The following is an 18066-nucleotide window of genomic DNA, read 5'->3' as shown; positions in this document are numbered from 1 at the left end:
AAACTTGAAACGGCCGACCTGGGGCCCGGTTTTCAAAAAGCACCGGCCAGCCGGTAAAGGTAATCCAAATAAACAGCCGCCTCCGGCGTGCCCTCCGCCGGCGCCCAACTTGCAAAATCCTTGTCTTGGATTGGCTCGTAGGGGCCGGATTTGGTTTCAAAGACAATGGTGTCCGGCTCCAGCGCGACAAAGGTGTGAAACACGCCCGGCTCGATATCCACGCCAAAATCCGGCCCGCCGGCACGCAAGACCCACCAGCGGCGCACCTCGCCCTGCTCGCTGAATTCAAAGAACGCCATGGCCCCCTGCCAGAGCAGGAGATTTTCAGCCTTGGGGGGCGTGGCATGGCGATGCGGCCGCAAATAACTGTGCGGCTGCACCACGTTGAACATGCGCTGCAGGGCGGCGCTGTTTTCTTTGTGCAAGGGCAGGATGATGCGCCGGCGCGGACTCTGCCGCGAGGCCTGAATGGCCTCCGCCAGCAATGAACGATTCAAAACCGTCACCGGCCCCGCCGGCGGGGGCAGGGCCACGGGAAAACGAGGGGCGGGTGAAACACTCATACGGATTCGGGCGCAACGGGAGAAGCCAGGGGAAGGACCCGGGCGCGGGCCGCCAGCAGCAACGGTTCCAGGCGGCGCAGGGGCGCGTCATAGACAGTTTCCAAACCTTCGGGCGGCATGTAACCGTAATCCTGGCAGAGACTGTCCGGCCCCATGGCCGGAAACATTTCCACGATGAGCGCCAGCAATTCCCACCACAAAGCGGGGGGCACCGCGGTCAGGGCCTGCTCCGGCGACAAGCCATCCGCCACCAGATTGTGCGGGCCGAAGGTCTTGAGCCAGTGTCCGCCTTCGGCCACCAGTTGTTGCACCCGGGCGGACAAGGACAGCCCGGCCTGATGTTGAGCCGCCAGCGCCCGGGCCAGGCTGAGCACATCGTCCACGGCGTCCTGGAAATTGACTTCGCGGGGCGTCAAAAAGGTGCGCACGGCCAGCACCGCCAGGGCGTACAGGTCCACGGGCGCGCTGAGCATGGGAATAATCTCAAACGGCACCGGCGGCAGCGTGAACTGGCCTGCGGCCGTTTGCAGGGCCGCCTCGCTTTCCTCCTCCAGCGCCAGTGGCCAGGAGCGGAAGGGCAAATCCAGCCGGCTCAAGGCCTCCTCCGGAAACACGTGCCCAAAGAGGTCCAGAGACTCGCCCCCCACCGTCAGCCGCAGCCAGAGGATGTCCGAGGCCGACACATTGACCGGCTGCCGCAACACAAGCGTGCCGCGCACCAGGGTTTTGTCGTTTTCGACACTCACCCCGCGCAGGCGCACTTCGCCCAGGCCGGACACGTGCTGGCTGACTTTGGCAGGGAGATAAATGCTTTGGGCCGCGCCGCCCAGACGCAGGAAGAAACGCTGGCCGGCATCGCGCGCCCGCAAGGCCATGGACTGGCCCGGCAACAGCAGGTTGCACCGCGCACACCACCCCAGCGGCAGCGCCCCGTGCGGCGACTCGAAACGCACCCGGAAACTTTCCCCGCTTAAATTGAGAAACGGCAACTGCGTGCGCCGGGTGATTTGGCGCACCCAGCGCAGCACCTGGGAAAACAGGTGCAGTTTCAGGTAAAAGACCTCGGCCAGCCGGCTCTCCCAGGAGTTGGCAGCGAGAAACAAGGACGGCTGCGCCCCGGCCAGCTCCCCCACAGCCGGCCACGATTCATTCAATTCAATCAACTGGCCCTGCCGCCGCAGACCACGCCAGGGATGCCCGGAGAGCACATCCACGTAGTCCTCATATCCAAGGGGGTGAAACCGCCGCACCTCCATCAAGCCGCAGGCGGGGTTGAACGGCGTCAAGCCGGCCATCTGCGGAAAAGCGGAGGCCAGCTCGACCGTGTTTTCATTAATAATCGAACTCTTGGTGGCGGGCAGAAAACCGCCGGCAGCCGCCTCCCCGGGAGCCATGAGATAACGCGCCAGCGAGCTGCTGTAGGCCGGCAGCCCGGCTTGCAGCAAAAGCTGGTCGTCCCGGCAAAGCTGCCAAAGGCCGCTGTTGTCCTGCAAGGGCGCCAGACAGCCCTTGACGGCGTCATAAAACAGGGCCGGGGGCGGTTCAAATTCATGGCCGCACACCACCACTTCATCCGGCTGCAGCTCCCGCAGCAAATTACAGCGTTGCGTCCAGCGCGAGTCCAAAATGCGATTGGTGAGCATTTCCCGGAAGGCCGTGGGGGTGTTTTGGAGGCCGTCATGGTGTTGCACGCCGATTTCCACCCACTCCAGCCAGCGGCCAGCCCGGTCCACCAGGCAACCCAGATAATAAAAGGCTTCCAACGTGGAGCGCAGCAGGATGAAGGGCTCCTGTCCCGGTTGCGGCGGGTGGAGCGCCAGCACGCACAACCGCACCACGGCCTGCTCCCCGCCCTGGTCCACCGGCACCGCGCGGTAACCCGATGGCAGGCGGGTCGTTACGCCCACGTTGCTAAAGGTCGTGGCGGGTCCAGGCACACTCCATTTATGCGCCAACGCCCGCTGGGTGACAAAACAAAAATGCCAGGCTGCTCCGGTAAATGACGGAAGGTGGCGGGCAGGCTGCGTCCATTATTCGCCCCCCCCCGACTTCAGCAAGGGCGCGGTCCCCTCGCGGGCCATGGGCTGGTAATGCTTTTCAAAAAAGTCCGGCGCGTGGCCGTGCTCCTCCCAGAGGCGGCGCAGGCGGTCCAGCACTTCAAAATATTCGCGCGGATAAAGGCGGTACTGACTGCGGCCGTTGACGCGCAGCATCGCCAGGCTCTTCTGCAAATCGGCCAGCCCCTCCCAGCCATCCCCTTTCATCAGGCCGATGCAGTTGGCCACACGGGATTGGCTGGCCGAGTAGCGCAGAAACGGCCGGTCCAGGCCGGGAATGCGCCAGACCACGCCGCCCCGCGCTTGCGGCTGCGAGGAGGCTGGCCGCAACACGGGCCGCACCGCCGGTTGAGCCAGCAGCTGCGCGCCAAGCATTCCACTTAGCACGGCGAGGGAAACGACGATTTTGTACACGGTTATTGCTTTGAGTCCGGCGCTTAGGGGCGCCGATGGCGTGTGATTCAGGGTTTGATGGACAAGTACCATGCCGGCAGCGCCTCGCGCAGGGCCGCTTCATTTCGCTGCGGGTCGCCGCGATCGTAGATGAGGAAGTTGGTCGGTTCGGTGGTGGGCATGAAGCGGTAGTGACCGTTTTCTTTCACCTCCACGCGGCAGGGGCGCAGTTCGTTCGGCAGCACGGTGTCGTCGGGCCGCACTTCGGCGGCCGGCACCATCCGGTGCGAGCCGTCCGCCCGGCGGACCAGCTTGCGCCGGGCAACATTCAGCCACACGGCGGTCTCCCATACGTGGTGCGGCCGGTTGAGTTGCTCGGGTTTCCAGGTGGCCGGGGCCTCGGTCTCGACCGCACGCAAAAAGTCCGCCCGGTGGGAGCGCCCAAACGCAAAAGCCAGGTAAGCCCGCAGCGCCGGATGCATTTGCTCCACAAACCGCAAATCCGGAAGCTTCCAGTAGGTATTGTGTGGGGAGTAACCCGCGGCTCCCCCGGAACATGGGTACAGGGCAATGGGCAGCCGCGAACGCAGCAGGCACACCATGGCCTGCGGGTCCAATTGCACATTCCATTCCGTCAACTCCGGTTCGGAAGCGCCGGCGGACAGGTGCAAGCGGCGCAGCTTCTTGAGCATCAACTCCGGCTCGCGATTGTAGGCCACCGCCACCGGACGGGCGGAACCAAAAGACACAATCTCGACCGGTTCAACGCTTTCCCGCAACGTGCGCAGGATTAACTCCACCCCCTGCTGCTGAAACGCCGGGGCGTCCAGCATTTTGTCCTCCGGCGATTTCATGCGGCTGAATGGGCCCACGGCACACGGCACGGCGCGATTGAAGATGAAGTTGAGCTGCGTCACCGGGATGAAACCCGGGTCGCGCGGTCCATCAGGGTCGGGGTGCATGCCGGGCACATCGGCCACGGGTTTGCGGAAGCCCGCCGTGATGTCGAGAATCACCGCCCGCAAATCCAGCTCCGGCAGGGCGTACGCCGCAATCAAATCGAAGTTATCCCCGGCATCCTGCGGCGGATGATAAAGGTCCGTCACATCAATCAAAGCCACCCGGGCAGCCGGGGCCGGAGCAGCCTCGGCGCAGAAGGCACTTGCGCCTATCACCAAGGCAACGACAAGAGGAAGGGTTTTCATGCTGTGTTTTCCAGGGGCGAGCATAGCATAAGCGCCCATTTCGCGCGGGCAACAAATCATTTCCCCTGCCCTCGCCGCCCGGCGGGCAAAATCAAGTCACCGCAAAGCAGCCCAGGCGCCAGACGTTAGGTGAAATGATAACGGCGGCCACGAAGAACGTGTGGCAGGTGTCCGGTTTTTTGCAGTTTCCCCCTCCCCCACCATGAGGACGTCCTTTTCCCTCGGCGCACTTGCGGCAAACCACCGCCCCCCCGCTGGCGTGGCCGGCTCCCGCGCCACCTCCGGCTTTCCCGCGTCAGCGTTTTTCGTCGAGCAGCGTAATCATGATGAACCACGCCGTCTCGTTCTTGTCTTCGCCGGCCAGCACAAAATACTCGCCCTTGGCAAGCTGTTTGACGGATTTGTTGATGAGCTTGCCCTCGCCGTAAAGCTTGACCTCGACTGAAGACCCCTCCAGCTCGGTGATTTCGATGTCGCACTTGGGGCTGACCCGGATTTTTTTCGTGCCGCGGTTGGGGATGGTCTCGTTGATTTTGCTGACCTCGAAATAATGCTTCCACTTGAACACCTTGGCCAGCCGCTTGGCCATCTCCCCCGTCAGCGGTTTGTGCTTGGGGTCGGGGGATTTTTCCTCGTTGGCCCCCCAGATGAGCACAATCTCCAGCTTCAACTCGGCCGCCTGCACGGCCAGGAGGCTGCCCACCAACATGAAAACCACGCACCAACGGCGCCATGCGCGCCGTACCAAAACCTGCCGCGCCGCGTTCATTGGTAAAATTCCTCCCAATCCATTTCCTCGGCGGCCGGGGCCGGGGCCGAGGCCGGAGAGTCATTCGGGCTCAACCACACCACAAACATCTTTTCGGAAGGCACGCGAAAAGAAGACACATGGACGTCGGTTGAGTAGTTGATGATTTCGACATAATGTCGCGCCGGGTTGTCGGCCAGAAACCGGCCCACGCCAATGGCCAGCAGGGCCACCGCGGCGACGGCGGCGGCCGGCGCCAGATAGCGCTGCAACCAGGCCAGCCAGCGTTGGGCGGCGGTGGGCTGCGGTTGCGGCCGGGCGGCCTCGGCCTGGGCGATGGCGCGCTCAATGCCGCTCCAATAGAGGGCATGAGGCACCGGCAACTTGACCTCCGGCTCGTTGTCCCGCAGGGCGTCCCGCGTGGCGCGCAGCTCGCTGAGCAGGCCGCGCAGCTCGGCATCCTGGGCCAGCCAGGCTTCCACCTGGCGGGCTTCCGTGTCCGGAAGCTCGCCGTCCAGGTAGGCCTGCACCTTTAATTGGGCCTGATAGTCTTTCATCGCAACTCATCCAGTTTTTGCCCCGCCAACAGCGCCGCCAGCTTGCGGCGGGCATAGAACAGGCGGGACATTACCGTGCCAATCGAGCACCCGACCCGCTTGGCAATTTCTTTATATTCCAGCTCTTCAAACTCATGCAAAACCAACACTGCCCGGTGGGCGGGGGAAAGCTGGTCCAATGCCCGGTCAATCTTGGCCCGCAGTTCCGCCCGCTCCAACCCTTCCGTCGGATTTGGCGTCACTATTGGCATTTGACGCTCCGCGCCGCCGATTTCTTCATCCAATGTTTCAAGGCTTTCGGTGCGATGGCGTTTTTGTTTTCGCAGATGGTCCAGGCATTGGTTGATGACAATCCGCGTAATCCAGGTGGCAAAACTGGATTCCCCCTGGAATTGCCCCAGCCGCTGCCAGCCCCGCACCCAGGCTTCCTGAGAAAGATCCAGCGCTTCGTCTTCATTGCGCATCATGCTATAAGCCCGGGCATAAACTTTTTCCCCGTGCCGGACCACCAGCTCCTCAAACGCCTCGCGGTCGCCCTTCTTGGCGCGTTTGACCAAGGCGTTGTCGTCGAGCGACTTATAGTCCGTGCGCTGTGCCATGAGTTAGACGTTTAGCGTGGTCCCTCTATTCAGCCGCCCTGCCTGAGTTTGCAAGGATTTTTTGCGGCAACCCGTTGCCACGCCGCAGGTTCCCTCATAATTGGCCCTTGGTGGAGGGGATTTGCCCCGCAATCCGCGGGTCCCGCTGGCAGGCAGCGTCCACGGCGCGGGCAAACGCCTTGAACAGGGCCTCCACCACGTGGTGCGGCTCCTGCCCGTACAGCAGCTCCAGATGCAGATTGCACCGGCCCTCGTTGGCAAAGGCCTGAAAAAACTCCCGCGCCAATCCAAACCGGAAGGCGCAGGCCATGTCCTGTTCCCGTTCCGGACGGGTCACTTTCTTGTAATCCAAATCCTTGACCCCACGGAAAACCAGGTAGGGCCGCCCGCTGAAATCAATGACACACCGCGCCAGACACTCGTCCATGGGCACGTAAGCCTCCCCCCACAGCGGATTGCGGGGGTCAAAGCCCGTGCCGTACCGGCGAATGCCCTTCTTGTCGCCCAGCGCCTGCAAAAAGGCCTGGCCCAGAACCAAGCCGCAATCTTCCACCGTGTGGTGGGCATCCACCTCCAAATCGCCCCGGCAGCGCAGTTTCAAATCCACCACCGCGTGCCGGGCAAAGAGGGTCAGCATGTGGTCAAAGAAAGGGATGCCCGTGCGGATATCCGCCCGGCCTGTGCCATCCACCTGCAAGCGCGCCTCGATGCGCGTCTCCTGGGTAACCCGTTTGATGTGGGCCTGCCGTAAGCTCATCGCCAGTTATTTATACTGTTAACCCCGAAAAACCAAATAGTTTCGCTGGACCTTGCCACGCCGGGATGGCTCGCTGTCCCTTTTTCCCGCCCCTTTTGACTTGCGGACACCGCCTGGTTTTCTAGCATGGAACCCATGCAAAAGCCCCCTTGGCGCGGTCTGGTTTTGCTCCTGCTGGGGTGTTTGGGGACGGGAGGAGCAGGTCTCGGTTCTCTTTATGCCGCTGAGGCTCCTCTAGATTTGGCCTACCGGCAGGCCATTGAAACCGATTGGGCGCGCCAGGAGAAACGCTTGAACCGCCGCCCGGAGGACCCCGCCGCGCTGCAGGCTGCGCTGGCCCGCGCGGCGCATTATCTGCCGGCGGCCCGCGTGGAGGCCTGGGTTCAGGAAGTCCAGCGCGCGCCAACCCTCCCGGAAGGCCAGCGGCTGGCCTTGTATCACCAAATCCGCTGGGCCACCCGCGACGCGATTTTTGAGCAGCCGGCGCTCCGCGGAAAACCGGTGCTGTTCATGAAACGCAACCGGTTCATCTGCCAGATGCTGCATGAGTATATGGCGTACTTTTATGATTATGGCAACGTGCCTCCCGGGGGCGGGGTTTATGTCTTGGAGCATCCCGGTCGTTCCTTTGCCATACGGGATTTAATTCAGGGACGCCTGCCCGCCGGCAATTACACCACCCTGGCCCTCAGTCTGGATGCCCAGCGCGCCTATTTCGCCTTCGCCGAGCGCGCCCCCGGGCGCACTCCGTTTCACGGGCCGGAGCGGCGGGGATTTAATCTTTATGCGCTGGACCTCGCCGGGGGGGAGCTGGTTCGCCTCACCCACGGCAGCGAAGATGACTTTGACCCCTGCCCCCTGCCCGATGGCGGCCTGGCCTTCATGTCCACCCGCCGCGGCGGTTTCGCCCGCTGCAACAACCGGTGGGAACCCACCGCCTCGTACACGCTCCACCGCATGGATGCGGATGGCAAAAACATCCGCCTGCTGTCCTGTCATGAAACCGCCGAGTGGCATCCCTCGGTGCTGAACGATGGGCGCATCGTCTATATCCGCTGGGACTACGTGGACCGCTCCGCCGCCAATTTCCACGGCTTGTGGGCGTGCCAGCCCGACGGCAGCGGCGTGACAGCGCTCTTCGGCAATTACACCATGCGCATCAACGCCTGCTACCAGCCCAAGGCCATCCCCGGCTCTGAGAAGTTGGTGTTCATCGCGGGCGCCCATCATGCTGACGTGGGGGGCGCCCTGGTACTTTTTGACCCGGCCCGCGCCCGGCTCGATGCCCGGACGGGGGAGGACCGTTTCGAGAGCGTGCAAAATCTGACCCCCGAACTGTGCTATGCGGAGGCGGACGGCTGGCCCAAAAGTTATTTTCACAGCCCCCATCCCCTGAATGAACACTCGATGCTGGTCTCTTTCAGCTTTGACCCCCTGCCCGGCATGAGCTCCGGCGAAGGCCGCGATACACGCACCGGCCTGTACTACTTTGACCGCAACGGCACGCTGGAGCTGTTGTATTATGACCCCGCCATTTCCAGCATGTATCCCCACCTGCTCACGCCGCCCCCCGCACGCCCACACCTCGCCTCCAACCTCGACCCGGCCCTGGGTAACGAAGGGGAGTTTCTCCTCTCCGATGTGCGCCAAAGCCTGATGCCCTTCCCTGAAGGCCGCCGCGTGGTGGCCCTAAGGGTATTTCAACTGCTGCCCAAATTCGGCTCGCACACGGCGAATGACCCACGCATTGGCCATGCCAACGCGGAAAATGCCCGCGCCCTGCTGGGCACGGTGCCGGTGGAACCCGACGGCTCGGCCTATTTCCGCGTGCCCGCCCGCAAACCCCTCTATTTTCAGGCCGTGGACGAGTCCGGCCGCGCCGTGCAAACCATGCGCAGCGCGGCCTATGTGCAACCGGGTGAACGCCGCGCCTGTGTGGGCTGCCATGAACCCAGCGGCGCGGCGGCGCCCGTGCGCCCCCTGCTGGCCGCGCGGCGTCCCGCCAGCCGGCTGGAACCCGGGCCGGAGGGCACCCTGCCTTTTAGTTATCCGCGCCTGGTGCAGCCCGTGCTGGAGCGCAATTGCGTGCGCTGCCATGATGGCTCGTCCGGCCCCGGCAAGAGCCCCCTGGCGCTCACCGACCAACCGGAGGGACCGTTCACCCGCTCGTACCAGAACTTGAAAAAATACCTGCGCTGGTATGAATGGGGCGGAGCCAGCATCTCCCAAATTGCCTCCGTCCCCGGCCAGGCTGGCGCCGACGCCAGCCCACTGACCCGCATTTTGGATGACAAGAACCACCGGGACATCGGCCTCAGTGAGGCCGACCGGCGGGCGCTTTATTTATGGATGGATGCCAACGTGCCGTTCTATGGGACTTATGACCACGCCGAGCAAGCCGCTCAGCGCAACGGCGCTCTCATCACGCTGACGCCCCATCAATAAATCAGCCCTTGGGCAGCAGCTCCGCCACCATGGCGCGCTCTTCCTTCAATTCCTGCTCGGTGGCCGCAATTTTCTGGCGGGAAAACTCATTGAGCGGCAGGCCTTGAATGATTTCCCAGCGCTGCCCGTTGCTGCGAATCGGATAGGAGAAAATCAAACCTTTCTCCATGCCATAACTCCCATCCGAACACACCGCCACGCTGAAACAGTCGCCCGCCGGCGTGGGAGTGGTGAGACAACGCACGGTATCAATGGCCGCGTTGGCGGCGCTGGCGGCGCTGGAGAGGCCGCGCGCCTTGATGATGGCCGCGCCCCGCTGTTGCACGGTGGGAATGAAGGTCTCCGTGAACCACGCCACGTGCGTAATCACTTCCGGCACCGGCCGCCCGCTGATGCGCGCATTGAAATAATCCGGGTACATCGTGGACGAGTGATTACCCCAAATGGCCATGTGGCTCACCTGCGTCACGTCCACGCTGGCCTTTTTCGCCAGTTGGGCCTTGGCCCGGTTTTCATCGAGCTTGGTCATGGCAAACCAGCGGTCGGCGGGAATTTCCGGGGCATTGTTCATGGCAATGAGGCAGTTGGTGTTGCAGGGATTGCCCACCACCAGGATGCGCACATCGCTGGCCGCGTGCTTTTGCAAGGCCTGGCCCTGGCCCACAAAAATTTTGCCGTTGATGCCCAGCAAATCCTTGCGCTCCATGCCGGCCTTGCGCGGCACACTGCCCACCAGCAAGGCCCAGTTCACGCCCTTGAAGCCCTCCTCCAGGCTGGCCGTGGGCACCACGCCCTTCAGCAACGGAAAGGCGCAGTCTTCCAGCTCCATCACCACGCCATTGAGGGCGGGCAACGCCGGTTCAATTTCAATTAAATGCAGAATTACCGGCTGCTCCGGCCCAAACAAAGCCCCCGAAGCAATGCGGAAAACCAGAGAATAGCCAATCTGGCCGGCGGCGCCGGTCACAGCCACGCGAATAGGTTGTTTATTCATAAGCAATAATCTGCCCCCAAGGTAGGCGGGCGAACTGACCGGCTCAAGTTGAAAAGGCAACATTTCCCAGAGGAGGCCGGCAAGGGACAGGTAGAATGCCCGCCGCATGGCAGGCCCAAAAGGCCTCGTTGCCATGAGAACGATTGACCAAAACAACGGTTACGCCCCTCATGGCGCAAAGCCCCGAGCCTGGTCTCGCCAAATCCAGTTGGCACATCCCACCCTGCCATGTATCTTTTCGGCACCTATGAAATCCTCACTGGTAGTTATGCTGGGGATGGCCCTGTTAAGCGCCGTCGGGCAGGGTTATGCCCATGAGCCGGTTACGCGCGCCCGCACGGAAATTCGCCTGCCCGACCTGCCGGGTTTGCTCACGCTGAAATGCGATTTTCACATTCACACCGTCTTCTCAGACGGCCTGGTCTGGCCCACCGTGCGGTCGGAGGAAGCCTGGCGGGAGGGTCTGGATGCCATTGCCATCACCGACCACATTGAATACCAGCCGCACAAAGCGGACGTGAGCACCAATCACAATCGCGCTTATGACCTTGCCAAACCCGCCGGGGAGGCCCTGGAGCTGATGGTCATCCGCGGCTCGGAGATTACCCGCCGGATGCCGCCCGGGCATTTGAACGCCATTTTCCTCACCAACTCCACCCCGCTGGCCACGAGCAACTGGCTCGACGCCGTGGCCGCCGCCCATGCCCAGGGCGCCTTCATCTTCTGGAATCACCCCGGCTGGGAAGCCCAAATCACCAACGGCCTCGTGCTCTGGTACCCCGAACACACCCAGCTTCTGGAGCGCGGCATGTTGCACGGCATCGAGGTGGTCAACGGCCGGTCTTACTATCCCGAAGCCCATCGGTGGGCCGTGGAAAAGAAACTCACCATGATTAGCAATTCCGACATCCACGCGCCCCTAAACATGGATTACCATGTCCATGACGGCGACTTGCGCCCCGTCACCCTGGTCTTCGCCACCGAGCGCACGCCTGCCGCCATTAAAAAGGCGCTCTTCGCCCGCCAGACCGCCGTGTATGCCATGGACCGGCTCATCGGCGAGGAAAAGTTTGTGCGCCCGCTCTTCGAGCGCTCGCTGCGCTTCAACAAGCCGCAATATGAAATCCGCGGACGCGGCCGCGCGCTGGCCCAGATTGCCAATGACAGCTCGGTGACGTACGTCCTGGAGCGCACCGGCGAAATCCCCGAGCTGGTGCTGCCCCAGAAACTGGTGTTGCCCGCCCTGAAAACGGTGTTGCTGGAAATGCGCGCCTCCACCAACGTCGTCAAGGGCACCCACCGCCTCAAGCTGCCCTACCAGGTCAGCAATGTGCTGGTTGGCCCCGCCCAACCCTTGCAGGAGGCACTCACGGTGGAGATTAAATACACCCCCGCCGCCACCAAGGGCAAATAATAGCGCCGGCTGATTTTTTGTGATTCAGGGCGTGGCGGCCAGCCCGGCAGGCGATTAGCCGGGCCTGGCGGCCACGGCCAGCAAGGTTTCAAAATGCGGCGGCTGCTCCTCGCGGGCCACCACCTGGATTTCAATCTTGTGAAAGCCGGCGGTCTCGAGCCATTGCTGCAAATCGCTTTCCCGGAAGCCCAGCCAGAGGTCCCCGTAAAGTTCGCGGGCCTGTTCAAAGCGATGGGCCGCGAGGTCCAGAATCATCACCTGTCCGCCCTCGCGCAGGATGCGATGGGCGCTGCGCAAGGCCCGCAAAGGATCCTCGGCATGATGCAACGCCTGGCTCAACACCACCACATCCACGCTTTGCGCGGCAATGGGCGGGTCCTGCAGGTCGCCCAGCCGGAATTCAAGGTTTGCCAAACCATTTTTGCGGGCCTTGCGGGCGCCATAGGCCACCATTTTGGGGGAGTTGTCCACAGCGATGACCCGCTTGCACCGCAGGGCCAGCAGTTCGCTCAACAGCCCTTCACCGCTGCCCAGGTCGGCCACCACCAGGGGAGGCAGAAGCCGCAGGAGCATCTGGCCAAAAGCCTGCCACGAACGCCCTGGACCGTAGCTGCGGTCAAAACGCCCCGCCACCTGGTTGAAATACAGCCGTGTCTGCTGCCGCCGCTGGGCCAGAATCCGCCGCAGGTTGGCCGCGTCGGCGGCGGCCTCCGGCAATTCGGCCGCGCCACGGGCCGCCAGGTTCATCAATTCTTTCAAAGCGGGTTCGGCCGGAGTGGCGGCGCGGTAAAAGGTGCGCTTGCCCTCGCGGCGGGAGCTGAGAAAGCCGGCCTCCTGCAGCAGGCCCAGGTGCGTGGAAATGCGCGATTGCCCCAGGCGGGTGATTTCCTGCAACTCCTGCACGCTCAACTCCTCACGCCCGAGCAGGGCCAGAATGCGCAGGCGGGTGGGGTCATCGAGGGCGCGCAGGCATTTCAGGAGTGGCGGCATAAAACAGTTGACGATTGCGACAAAGGATATATCCTCATATCTTGATACGTCAATATGTAACTAGACAGTCGGCAACCAAGCATACGCATGAGCAAACGTTTTATTTTTTCCTCGGAATCCGTCGGCGAAGGCCACCCGGACAAGGTTTGTGACACCATTTCTGATTACGTGCTGGACGCCTGCCTGAAGCAGGACAAGTACAGCCGGGTGGCCTGCGAGTGCTACGCCAAGAGCAACCTGGTGGTGGTGGGCGGGGAGATTACCACCCAGGCCAAACTGGATTTTGTGGCCATTGCCCGCCAGGCCATTCGGGACATTGGCTACGTGCACGAGGACGACGTGTTCCATGCCGACAAGGTCTTTGTCATCAATGCCATCACCCGCCAAAGCCCCGACATTGCCCAAGGCGTGGACGCCCGGGCGGCCAAGGGGAAGAAAAAGGCCGAGCAGGGCGCCGGGGACCAGGGATTGATGTTTGGGTATGCCTGCAACGAGACGCCCGAGCTGATGCCCGCGCCCATCATGTTTGCGCACCGGCTGGGCCGGAAACTGACGGAAATCCGCAAGACGGTCAAAAATGGGCGCCCGCTGGTGCCGTGGCTGCGGCCGGATGCCAAGAGCCAGGTTTCGGTGGAATACGTGGACGGGCGGCCCACGCGCATCACCAATGTGGTCATCTCCACGCAACACACGGCGGACGTGGAGCACGATGAAATCGAGGAGTTTTGCATTGAGGAAGTCATCAAGAAGGTGTTGCCGGCGGACATGCTGACCCGCGAAACGATGTATCTTATCAACCCCACCGGCCGCTTTGTCGTCGGCGGGCCGCAGGGGGACACGGGGCTGACCGGCCGCAAAATCATTGTGGATTCCTACGGCGGCATGGGCCGGCACGGCGGCGGCGCGTTCAGCGGCAAAGACCCCAGCAAGGTGGACCGCAGCGCCGCCTACATGGGCCGTTATGTGGCGAAGAACATTGTGGCCGCCGGGCTGGCCGAGCGTTGCGAAATCCAGTTTGCCTACGCCATCGGGTATCCGGACCCGGTCTCCGTGTCAGTGGACACCTTTGGCACAGGGAAGGTCAGCGACGACGAAATTGCCCGCGCCGCGCAGGAAGTTTTCAGCTTCAAACCGGCGGACATCATCAAGCAGTTGAATCTGTTGCGCCCCATTTACACCAAGACCACCAACTACGGCCACTTTGGCAAGAACGACCCGGAATTGACGTGGGAACGGACGGACAAGGTGGCGGCCTTAAAACGGGCGGTGAAATGATGATGAGTTACAAGATTCAAGGGTCAAGTTTCAAGAAAACGCTGAGACTTTGGTCAGGCAGGGCGGCGTATGGCCTATCAATCCTTTGAGGCATTGGACGTATGGAAGCGGGCCTGCCGACTGGTGGTGGAGTTGTCCGCAGTCGTGGCGGATTCGCGGACCTATTTCCTGCGGGAGCAAATGCTGCGCGCTGCGCTTTCCATTCCCTCCAACATAGCTGAAGGCTCAGAACGTGATAGCAAACGTGATTACATTCGTTTCCTGCGCATCGCAAAAGGCTCCAGCGCGGAATTGCGCACCCAATGCTACATTGCCAAAAAGGTCGGCATGCTGCCGCATGACACCGCCGACGACATCATCAATGAATGTAAAGAAATTTCCTGCATGTTACAGGGCCTGATTAAATGTCTGAGCAGTCGGAAACCGCCGCTTGAAACTTGAAACTTGAAACTTAAAAACTTTTTAACCTTATGACTGACCGTAAAAAGAAGCTGCCGAAAATCCAGAAATTGGATTTCAAAGTCAAAGACCTCTCGCTGGCCGAATGGGGGCGCAAGACCATCCAGATTGCCGAGCATGAGATGCCCGGCCTTATGGCCATTCGCGCCAAGTACGGCCCGCAAAAGCCGCTCAAGGGCGTGCGCATCACCGGCTCGCTGCACATGACCATCGAGACCGCCGTGCTCATTGAGACGCTGGTGGAGCTGGGCGCCAGCGTGCGGTGGGCCAGTTGCAACATTTTCTCCACCCAGGACCACGCCGCCGCCGCCATCGCCGCCGCGGGCATCAGCGTGTTTGCCTGGAAAGGGGAGACGCTGGAGGATTACTGGCAATGCACCCTCGACGCGCTGACGCACCCGGGCGGCAAAGGACCCCAACTGGTGGTGGACGACGGCGGGGATGCCACGTTGCTCATCCATAAAGGCTACGAGCTGGAGCAGGGCAGCGACTGGGTCAAAACCCCCAGCAGCAGCCGGGAGGAGCAAGTCATCAAAGACCTGCTCAAACGGGTGGCCAAGGAGCGCCCCGGCTTCTGGCACAACGTGGTCAAGGAATGGAAGGGCGTGAGCGAAGAAACCACCACCGGCGTGCACCGGCTCTATCAGATGCTCCAGGCCGGCAAGCTGCTGGTGCCTGCCATCAATGTCAATGACTCGGTCACCAAGAGCAAGTTTGACAACCTGTACGGCTGCCGCGAATCGCTGGCCGACGGCATCAAGCGCGCCACCGATGTGATGGTGGCCGGCAAGGTGGCGGTGGTCTGCGGCTATGGTGACGTGGGCAAGGGCAGCGCGCACTCCTTGCGCGGTTTTGGCGCGCGGGTCATTGTGACGGAAATTGACCCCATCAACGCCCTGCAGGCCGCCATGGAAGGCTTTGAAGTGACCACAGTCGAGGAAACCCTGGGCCGGGCGGACATTTACGTCACCGCCACCGGCAACTGCGATGTCATCACGCTGGAGCACCTGCAGAAGATGAAAGACCAGGCCATTGTCTGCAATATTGGCCACTTCGACAACGAAATCCAGGTGGACCGGCTGAATGCCGCCAAAGGGGTCAAGAAAATCAACATCAAGCCGCAGGTGGACAAATACATCTTCCCGGACGGCCATTGCATCTACCTGCTGGCCGAGGGCCGCCTCGTCAACCTCGGCTGCGCCACCGGCCATCCCAGCTTTGTGATGTCCAACTCCTTCACCAACCAGTGCCTGGCACAAATGGACCTCTGGGCCAATCGCGACCGCTACACGGTGGGGGTTTATCGCCTGCCCAAGAAACTGGATGAAGAAGTCGCCCGGCTGCACCTCGAAAAAATCGGGGTCAAACTCACCCAACTGACCCAGAAACAGGCCGATTACATCGGCGTGCCGGTGGAAGGCCCGTATAAACCGGAGCATTACCGGTACTAACACCAGCCCACCTTTTCGGTGGCGGGGATTTTGGCGGGGGCCAGCATCAAGGCCGGGCCTCCGCCTGAATTTTTTTTGAGCGGCCTCCGCCTCACCGCTGCCCGCTGGGAAGGGGGTACAGCGCGGTTGGTCTGGGCCATGAGCTTTCATTCTCACTGACGTTTATGCATGGCTAAGAGCTTGTAAGCCGCCGCCGCGTATGATGAACTAACGGCCTATGAGGTTTGCTTGGTTCAACCATCCTCCTGCAAGCTGGCGGCAGGTGGGGCTGGCCGTTGGTTTGCTGGCGCTGGCGGCTGCGGCGGCGGACCTGCCCAAAGGCATCTCCCGCGAGCGCTACCTGGTCTGGGACGGCGCCCTGCGCCTGGAATCCAGCGAAGCCGAGGCCCTGGCCGTCATCGTGCCGGAAGTTGGCGGGCGCGTCATGCGGTACGAAGTCATGGGCGAGAACATTCTCTGGGACAACGCCTCCGCCTTTGAACGCTCCGGCAGCCAGGGCCGCAAAGCGCTGCCGCCCGGCGGCTACCAGGTGTATGTGGGTTCAGACAGCGCCCCCCTGAGTGAGATGGAGCGGCTGGTTTATGGCCCCTACCAGGCGGCCACTCCGCGCGATTTCACCGTGACCCTGACCAGCGAGCCGGATTTAATTCGCGAACTGGTGCTGCAAAAGGAAATCACGCTTGACCCCGAAAAGGGGGATTTGGGCCTGGTGCAGCGTCTGAGCAACAAAGGCGCCCGTGAAATTGTTTGCGGTCTGCGCTCCCGCACCCAATGCCGAGGCGGTGGTTTTTTTGTGGCGCCCGTTAATAAATACAGCCGCTTCCGGCTGGGCTGGACGCTGCGCCACATTGTCGAGGACCAGGCCATTTATGACAGTCTGAATCCTGCCCATGACCGCGTCAAAATCATGGGCGGCCTGCTGGTGGCCCAAACCGGCGGCACCGGCCCGGAAACCCGCATCGGCCTGGATGTGAGCGCCGAATGGGTGGCCTACGTGTATGACCGCAGCTTGTTTGTTGTCTATTTCCCGTACGATTTCCGCGCCAAATACCCGCACGGCGGCCACACCATCGAGCTGGGGTGGAATCCGTGGATTTCGGAAATCGAAGTGCTGGCGCCCGATGAATCGCTGGCCCCCGGCAAAACCATCACCGTGCCCCTTAAATGGTCCTTGATTCCCCTCAAGGTAGCGGTGACCAACGCCAAACAAGCCCGCGCCGCCGCCGCCAAAGTGCCGCCCTCCCCTTTCTCACCCGCCCGCAAGTAGGCTCAACTCCTGTCGCGTGTGGGGATGGGAGGGTTGAACCTGGCAGTTGCTCCCCTGCCCTGAGTGTTGCCGCGGGTCCTCTGGCTCACAGCCCGGTGGGATGGTCCAGAAACACCCACGGGACGCGGAATTTGCGGGAAAGCTGCTCCGCCAGCGCCTTCACGCCAAAGGTTTCCGTGGCGTAATGCCCCGCATAGAGCACATTCATCTGCAATTCTTCCGCCAGCGCATAGGTCCAGTGCGGGCCTTCGCCGGTGATGAACGTGTCCACGCCTTCAGCGGCGGCGGTCTTCAGGTCACCGCCGGCGCCGCCCGTCACCAGCCCCACGCGGCGGCAAATGTCCGGCCCGCCGGGAATCAGCTTGACCGGGCCGCCGACAGCGCGCTCCAGGCGGGCGGCCAGTTCCGCGCGAGGCAGGCGCAGGCGCGTTTGCAGGCCAAGAAGCTGGTTTTTCCAGTTGAAAAACGGGGTGCATTTTTGCCAGCCCAAGGCCCGGGCCAGGCAGGCGTTGTTACCCAGGCGGGGGTGCATGTCCAGCGGCAGATGGACGCTATACACGGCCAGGTTGTGGCCCAGCAATAACTGCAATAATTCACGTTTGCGGCCCGTCCACGGGATGACCGGCCCCCAGAACAAACCATGATGCACCACCAGCAAATCCGCCTGCGCCGCAATGGCCATTTTCACGGTGGCCAGCGAGGCGTCCACCGCCGCGGCAATGCGGCGCACCCGTCCCTCATTTTCCACCTGCAAGCCATTGACCGCGCCCTCATAGTCCTGGATGTGGCGCACCCGCAATTCGCGGTCGCAATATTGCACCATTGCCTGTAAAGATGCGGCAGCCATGCGCTGAATCTACCGCAGCCGCCCCCGCTCCGGCCAGCGAACAAT

17 protein-coding genes are annotated in these 18066 nt (G+C 62.2%); 6 read left to right on the top strand and 11 right to left on the bottom strand.

The annotated features are described in order from the left end of the window. Window positions 1–32: 32 nt before the first annotated feature. From NXS98_RS16065 to hisB, 8 genes are all read right to left on the bottom strand, one after another. Window positions 33–563, bottom strand: coding sequence for a WbuC family cupin fold metalloprotein (locus tag NXS98_RS16065; protein WP_283846064.1), 531 nt, complete (start codon window positions 561–563; stop codon window positions 33–35). Then, the gene (locus NXS98_RS16060; RefSeq protein ID WP_283846062.1) at window positions 560–2500 is read right to left on the bottom strand and encodes a hypothetical protein; all 1941 of its coding nucleotides are present in this window, start codon (window positions 2498–2500) and stop codon (window positions 560–562) included. The genes NXS98_RS16065 and NXS98_RS16060 overlap by 4 nt, the downstream gene beginning before the upstream one ends. 93 nt (window positions 2501–2593) lie before the next feature. Then, window positions 2594–2995: a hypothetical protein gene (locus NXS98_RS16055; protein ID WP_283846061.1), complete on the bottom strand. Its 402-nt coding sequence runs from the start codon at window positions 2993–2995 to the stop codon at window positions 2594–2596. 86 nt (window positions 2996–3081) lie between these two features. After that, entirely contained in the window at window positions 3082–4218 is a 1137-nt protein-coding gene (locus tag NXS98_RS16050) for a nucleoside hydrolase (RefSeq protein ID WP_283846059.1), read from the bottom strand. 295 nt (window positions 4219–4513) lie between these two features. Beyond that, window positions 4514–4966 carry a hypothetical protein gene (locus NXS98_RS16045; protein WP_283846058.1) on the bottom strand — a complete coding sequence of 151 codons (453 nt, stop codon included), beginning with the start codon at window positions 4964–4966 and terminating at the stop codon, window positions 4514–4516. A 17-nt stretch (window positions 4967–4983) separates the two neighbouring features. Further along, a complete protein-coding gene (locus NXS98_RS16040) occupies window positions 4984–5523 on the bottom strand; it encodes an anti-sigma factor family protein (RefSeq protein ID WP_283846057.1) in 540 nt (179 codons plus the stop codon). After that, window positions 5520–6122, bottom strand: a complete 603-nt coding sequence (locus NXS98_RS16035; protein ID WP_283846056.1) for an RNA polymerase sigma factor — start codon at window positions 6120–6122, stop codon at window positions 5520–5522. Before NXS98_RS16035 ends, NXS98_RS16040 begins: the two co-directional genes overlap by 4 nt. 94 nt (window positions 6123–6216) lie before the next feature. Continuing rightward, entirely contained in the window at window positions 6217–6879 is a 663-nt protein-coding gene (gene hisB / locus NXS98_RS16030) for an imidazoleglycerol-phosphate dehydratase HisB (protein WP_283846055.1), read from the bottom strand. Between the two features lie 135 nt (window positions 6880–7014). Here hisB and NXS98_RS16025 point away from each other — a divergent pair, with 135 nt between their 5' ends. Beyond that, window positions 7015–9324 (top strand): HzsA-related protein, encoded by a 2310-nt coding sequence (locus NXS98_RS16025; RefSeq protein ID WP_283846054.1) that lies wholly within the window; start codon window positions 7015–7017, stop codon window positions 9322–9324. A gap of 1 nt (window position 9325) precedes the next feature. Here NXS98_RS16025 and NXS98_RS16020 read toward each other — a convergent pair whose 3' ends face one another. Continuing rightward, entirely contained in the window at window positions 9326–10318 is a 993-nt protein-coding gene (locus NXS98_RS16020) for a malate dehydrogenase (protein WP_283846053.1), read from the bottom strand. 247 nt (window positions 10319–10565) lie between these two features. On the opposite strand from NXS98_RS16020, the gene NXS98_RS16015 reads away from it, so the two are divergent. Further along, window positions 10566–11732, top strand: coding sequence for an Sb-PDE family phosphodiesterase (locus tag NXS98_RS16015; RefSeq protein ID WP_283846052.1), 1167 nt, complete (start codon window positions 10566–10568; stop codon window positions 11730–11732). 54 nt (window positions 11733–11786) lie between these two features. Here the strand turns inward: NXS98_RS16015 and NXS98_RS16010 are convergent, their stop codons facing one another. After that, entirely contained in the window at window positions 11787–12722 is a 936-nt protein-coding gene (locus NXS98_RS16010; protein WP_283846051.1) for an ArsR/SmtB family transcription factor, read from the bottom strand. Window positions 12723–12809: 87 nt separating this feature from the next. On the opposite strand from NXS98_RS16010, the gene metK reads away from it, so the two are divergent. The 4 genes from metK (at window position 12810) to NXS98_RS15990 (ending at window position 17174) form a co-directional block, all read left to right on the top strand. Continuing rightward, window positions 12810–13997 carry a methionine adenosyltransferase gene (gene metK / locus NXS98_RS16005; protein WP_283846050.1) on the top strand — a complete coding sequence of 396 codons (1188 nt, stop codon included), beginning with the start codon at window positions 12810–12812 and terminating at the stop codon, window positions 13995–13997. Window positions 13998–14066: 69 nt separating this feature from the next. Continuing rightward, the gene (locus NXS98_RS16000) at window positions 14067–14438 is read left to right on the top strand and encodes a four helix bundle protein (RefSeq protein WP_283846049.1); all 372 of its coding nucleotides are present in this window, start codon (window positions 14067–14069) and stop codon (window positions 14436–14438) included. 29 nt (window positions 14439–14467) lie between these two features. Further along, window positions 14468–15907, top strand: a complete 1440-nt coding sequence (gene ahcY / locus NXS98_RS15995) for an adenosylhomocysteinase (RefSeq protein WP_283846048.1) — start codon at window positions 14468–14470, stop codon at window positions 15905–15907. A gap of 217 nt (window positions 15908–16124) precedes the next feature. Further along, entirely contained in the window at window positions 16125–17174 is a 1050-nt protein-coding gene (locus NXS98_RS15990; RefSeq protein ID WP_283846047.1) for a hypothetical protein, read from the top strand. An 85-nt stretch (window positions 17175–17259) separates the two neighbouring features. Here the strand turns inward: NXS98_RS15990 and NXS98_RS15985 are convergent, their stop codons facing one another. Beyond that, window positions 17260–18021: a Nif3-like dinuclear metal center hexameric protein gene (locus NXS98_RS15985; protein WP_283846046.1), complete on the bottom strand. Its 762-nt coding sequence runs from the start codon at window positions 18019–18021 to the stop codon at window positions 17260–17262. Window positions 18022–18066 lie beyond the last annotated feature (45 nt).

Origin of the sequence: Fontisphaera persica (assembly GCF_024832785.1) — a bacterium.
Classification (GTDB): domain Bacteria; phylum Verrucomicrobiota; class Verrucomicrobiia; order Limisphaerales; family Fontisphaeraceae; genus Fontisphaera; species Fontisphaera persica.
Note: the sequence above shows the minus strand (reverse complement) of the source record. Positions and strands in the feature narration are given on the sequence as shown.

Bases quoted from the DNA above. Each gene is read 5' to 3' on its own strand.
- NXS98_RS16065 (WP_283846064.1), bottom strand. From the start codon at position 563: ATGAGTGTTTCACCCGCCCCTCGTTTTCCCGTGGCCCTGCCCCCGCCG.
- NXS98_RS16055 (WP_283846061.1), bottom strand. From the start codon at position 2,995: ATGCTTGGCGCGCAGCTGCTGGCTCAACCGGCGGTGCGGCCCGTGTTG.
- NXS98_RS16050 (WP_283846059.1), bottom strand. From the start codon at position 4,218: ATGAAAACCCTTCCTCTTGTCGTTGCCTTGGTGATAGGCGCAAGTGCC.
- NXS98_RS16040 (WP_283846057.1), bottom strand. From the start codon at position 5,523: ATGAAAGACTATCAGGCCCAATTAAAGGTGCAGGCCTACCTGGACGGC.
- NXS98_RS16035 (WP_283846056.1), bottom strand. From the start codon at position 6,122: ATGGCACAGCGCACGGACTATAAGTCGCTCGACGACAACGCCTTGGTC.
- hisB (WP_283846055.1), bottom strand. From the start codon at position 6,879: ATGAGCTTACGGCAGGCCCACATCAAACGGGTTACCCAGGAGACGCGC.
- NXS98_RS16025 (WP_283846054.1), top strand. From the start codon at position 7,015: ATGCAAAAGCCCCCTTGGCGCGGTCTGGTTTTGCTCCTGCTGGGGTGT.
- NXS98_RS16020 (WP_283846053.1), bottom strand. From the start codon at position 10,318: ATGAATAAACAACCTATTCGCGTGGCTGTGACCGGCGCCGCCGGCCAG.
- NXS98_RS16015 (WP_283846052.1), top strand. From the start codon at position 10,566: ATGAAATCCTCACTGGTAGTTATGCTGGGGATGGCCCTGTTAAGCGCC.
- NXS98_RS16010 (WP_283846051.1), bottom strand. From the start codon at position 12,722: ATGCCGCCACTCCTGAAATGCCTGCGCGCCCTCGATGACCCCACCCGC.
- metK (WP_283846050.1), top strand. From the start codon at position 12,810: ATGAGCAAACGTTTTATTTTTTCCTCGGAATCCGTCGGCGAAGGCCAC.
- NXS98_RS16000 (WP_283846049.1), top strand. From the start codon at position 14,067: ATGGCCTATCAATCCTTTGAGGCATTGGACGTATGGAAGCGGGCCTGC.
- ahcY (WP_283846048.1), top strand. From the start codon at position 14,468: ATGACTGACCGTAAAAAGAAGCTGCCGAAAATCCAGAAATTGGATTTC.
- NXS98_RS15990 (WP_283846047.1), top strand. From the start codon at position 16,125: ATGAGGTTTGCTTGGTTCAACCATCCTCCTGCAAGCTGGCGGCAGGTG.
- NXS98_RS15985 (WP_283846046.1), bottom strand. From the start codon at position 18,021: ATGGCTGCCGCATCTTTACAGGCAATGGTGCAATATTGCGACCGCGAA.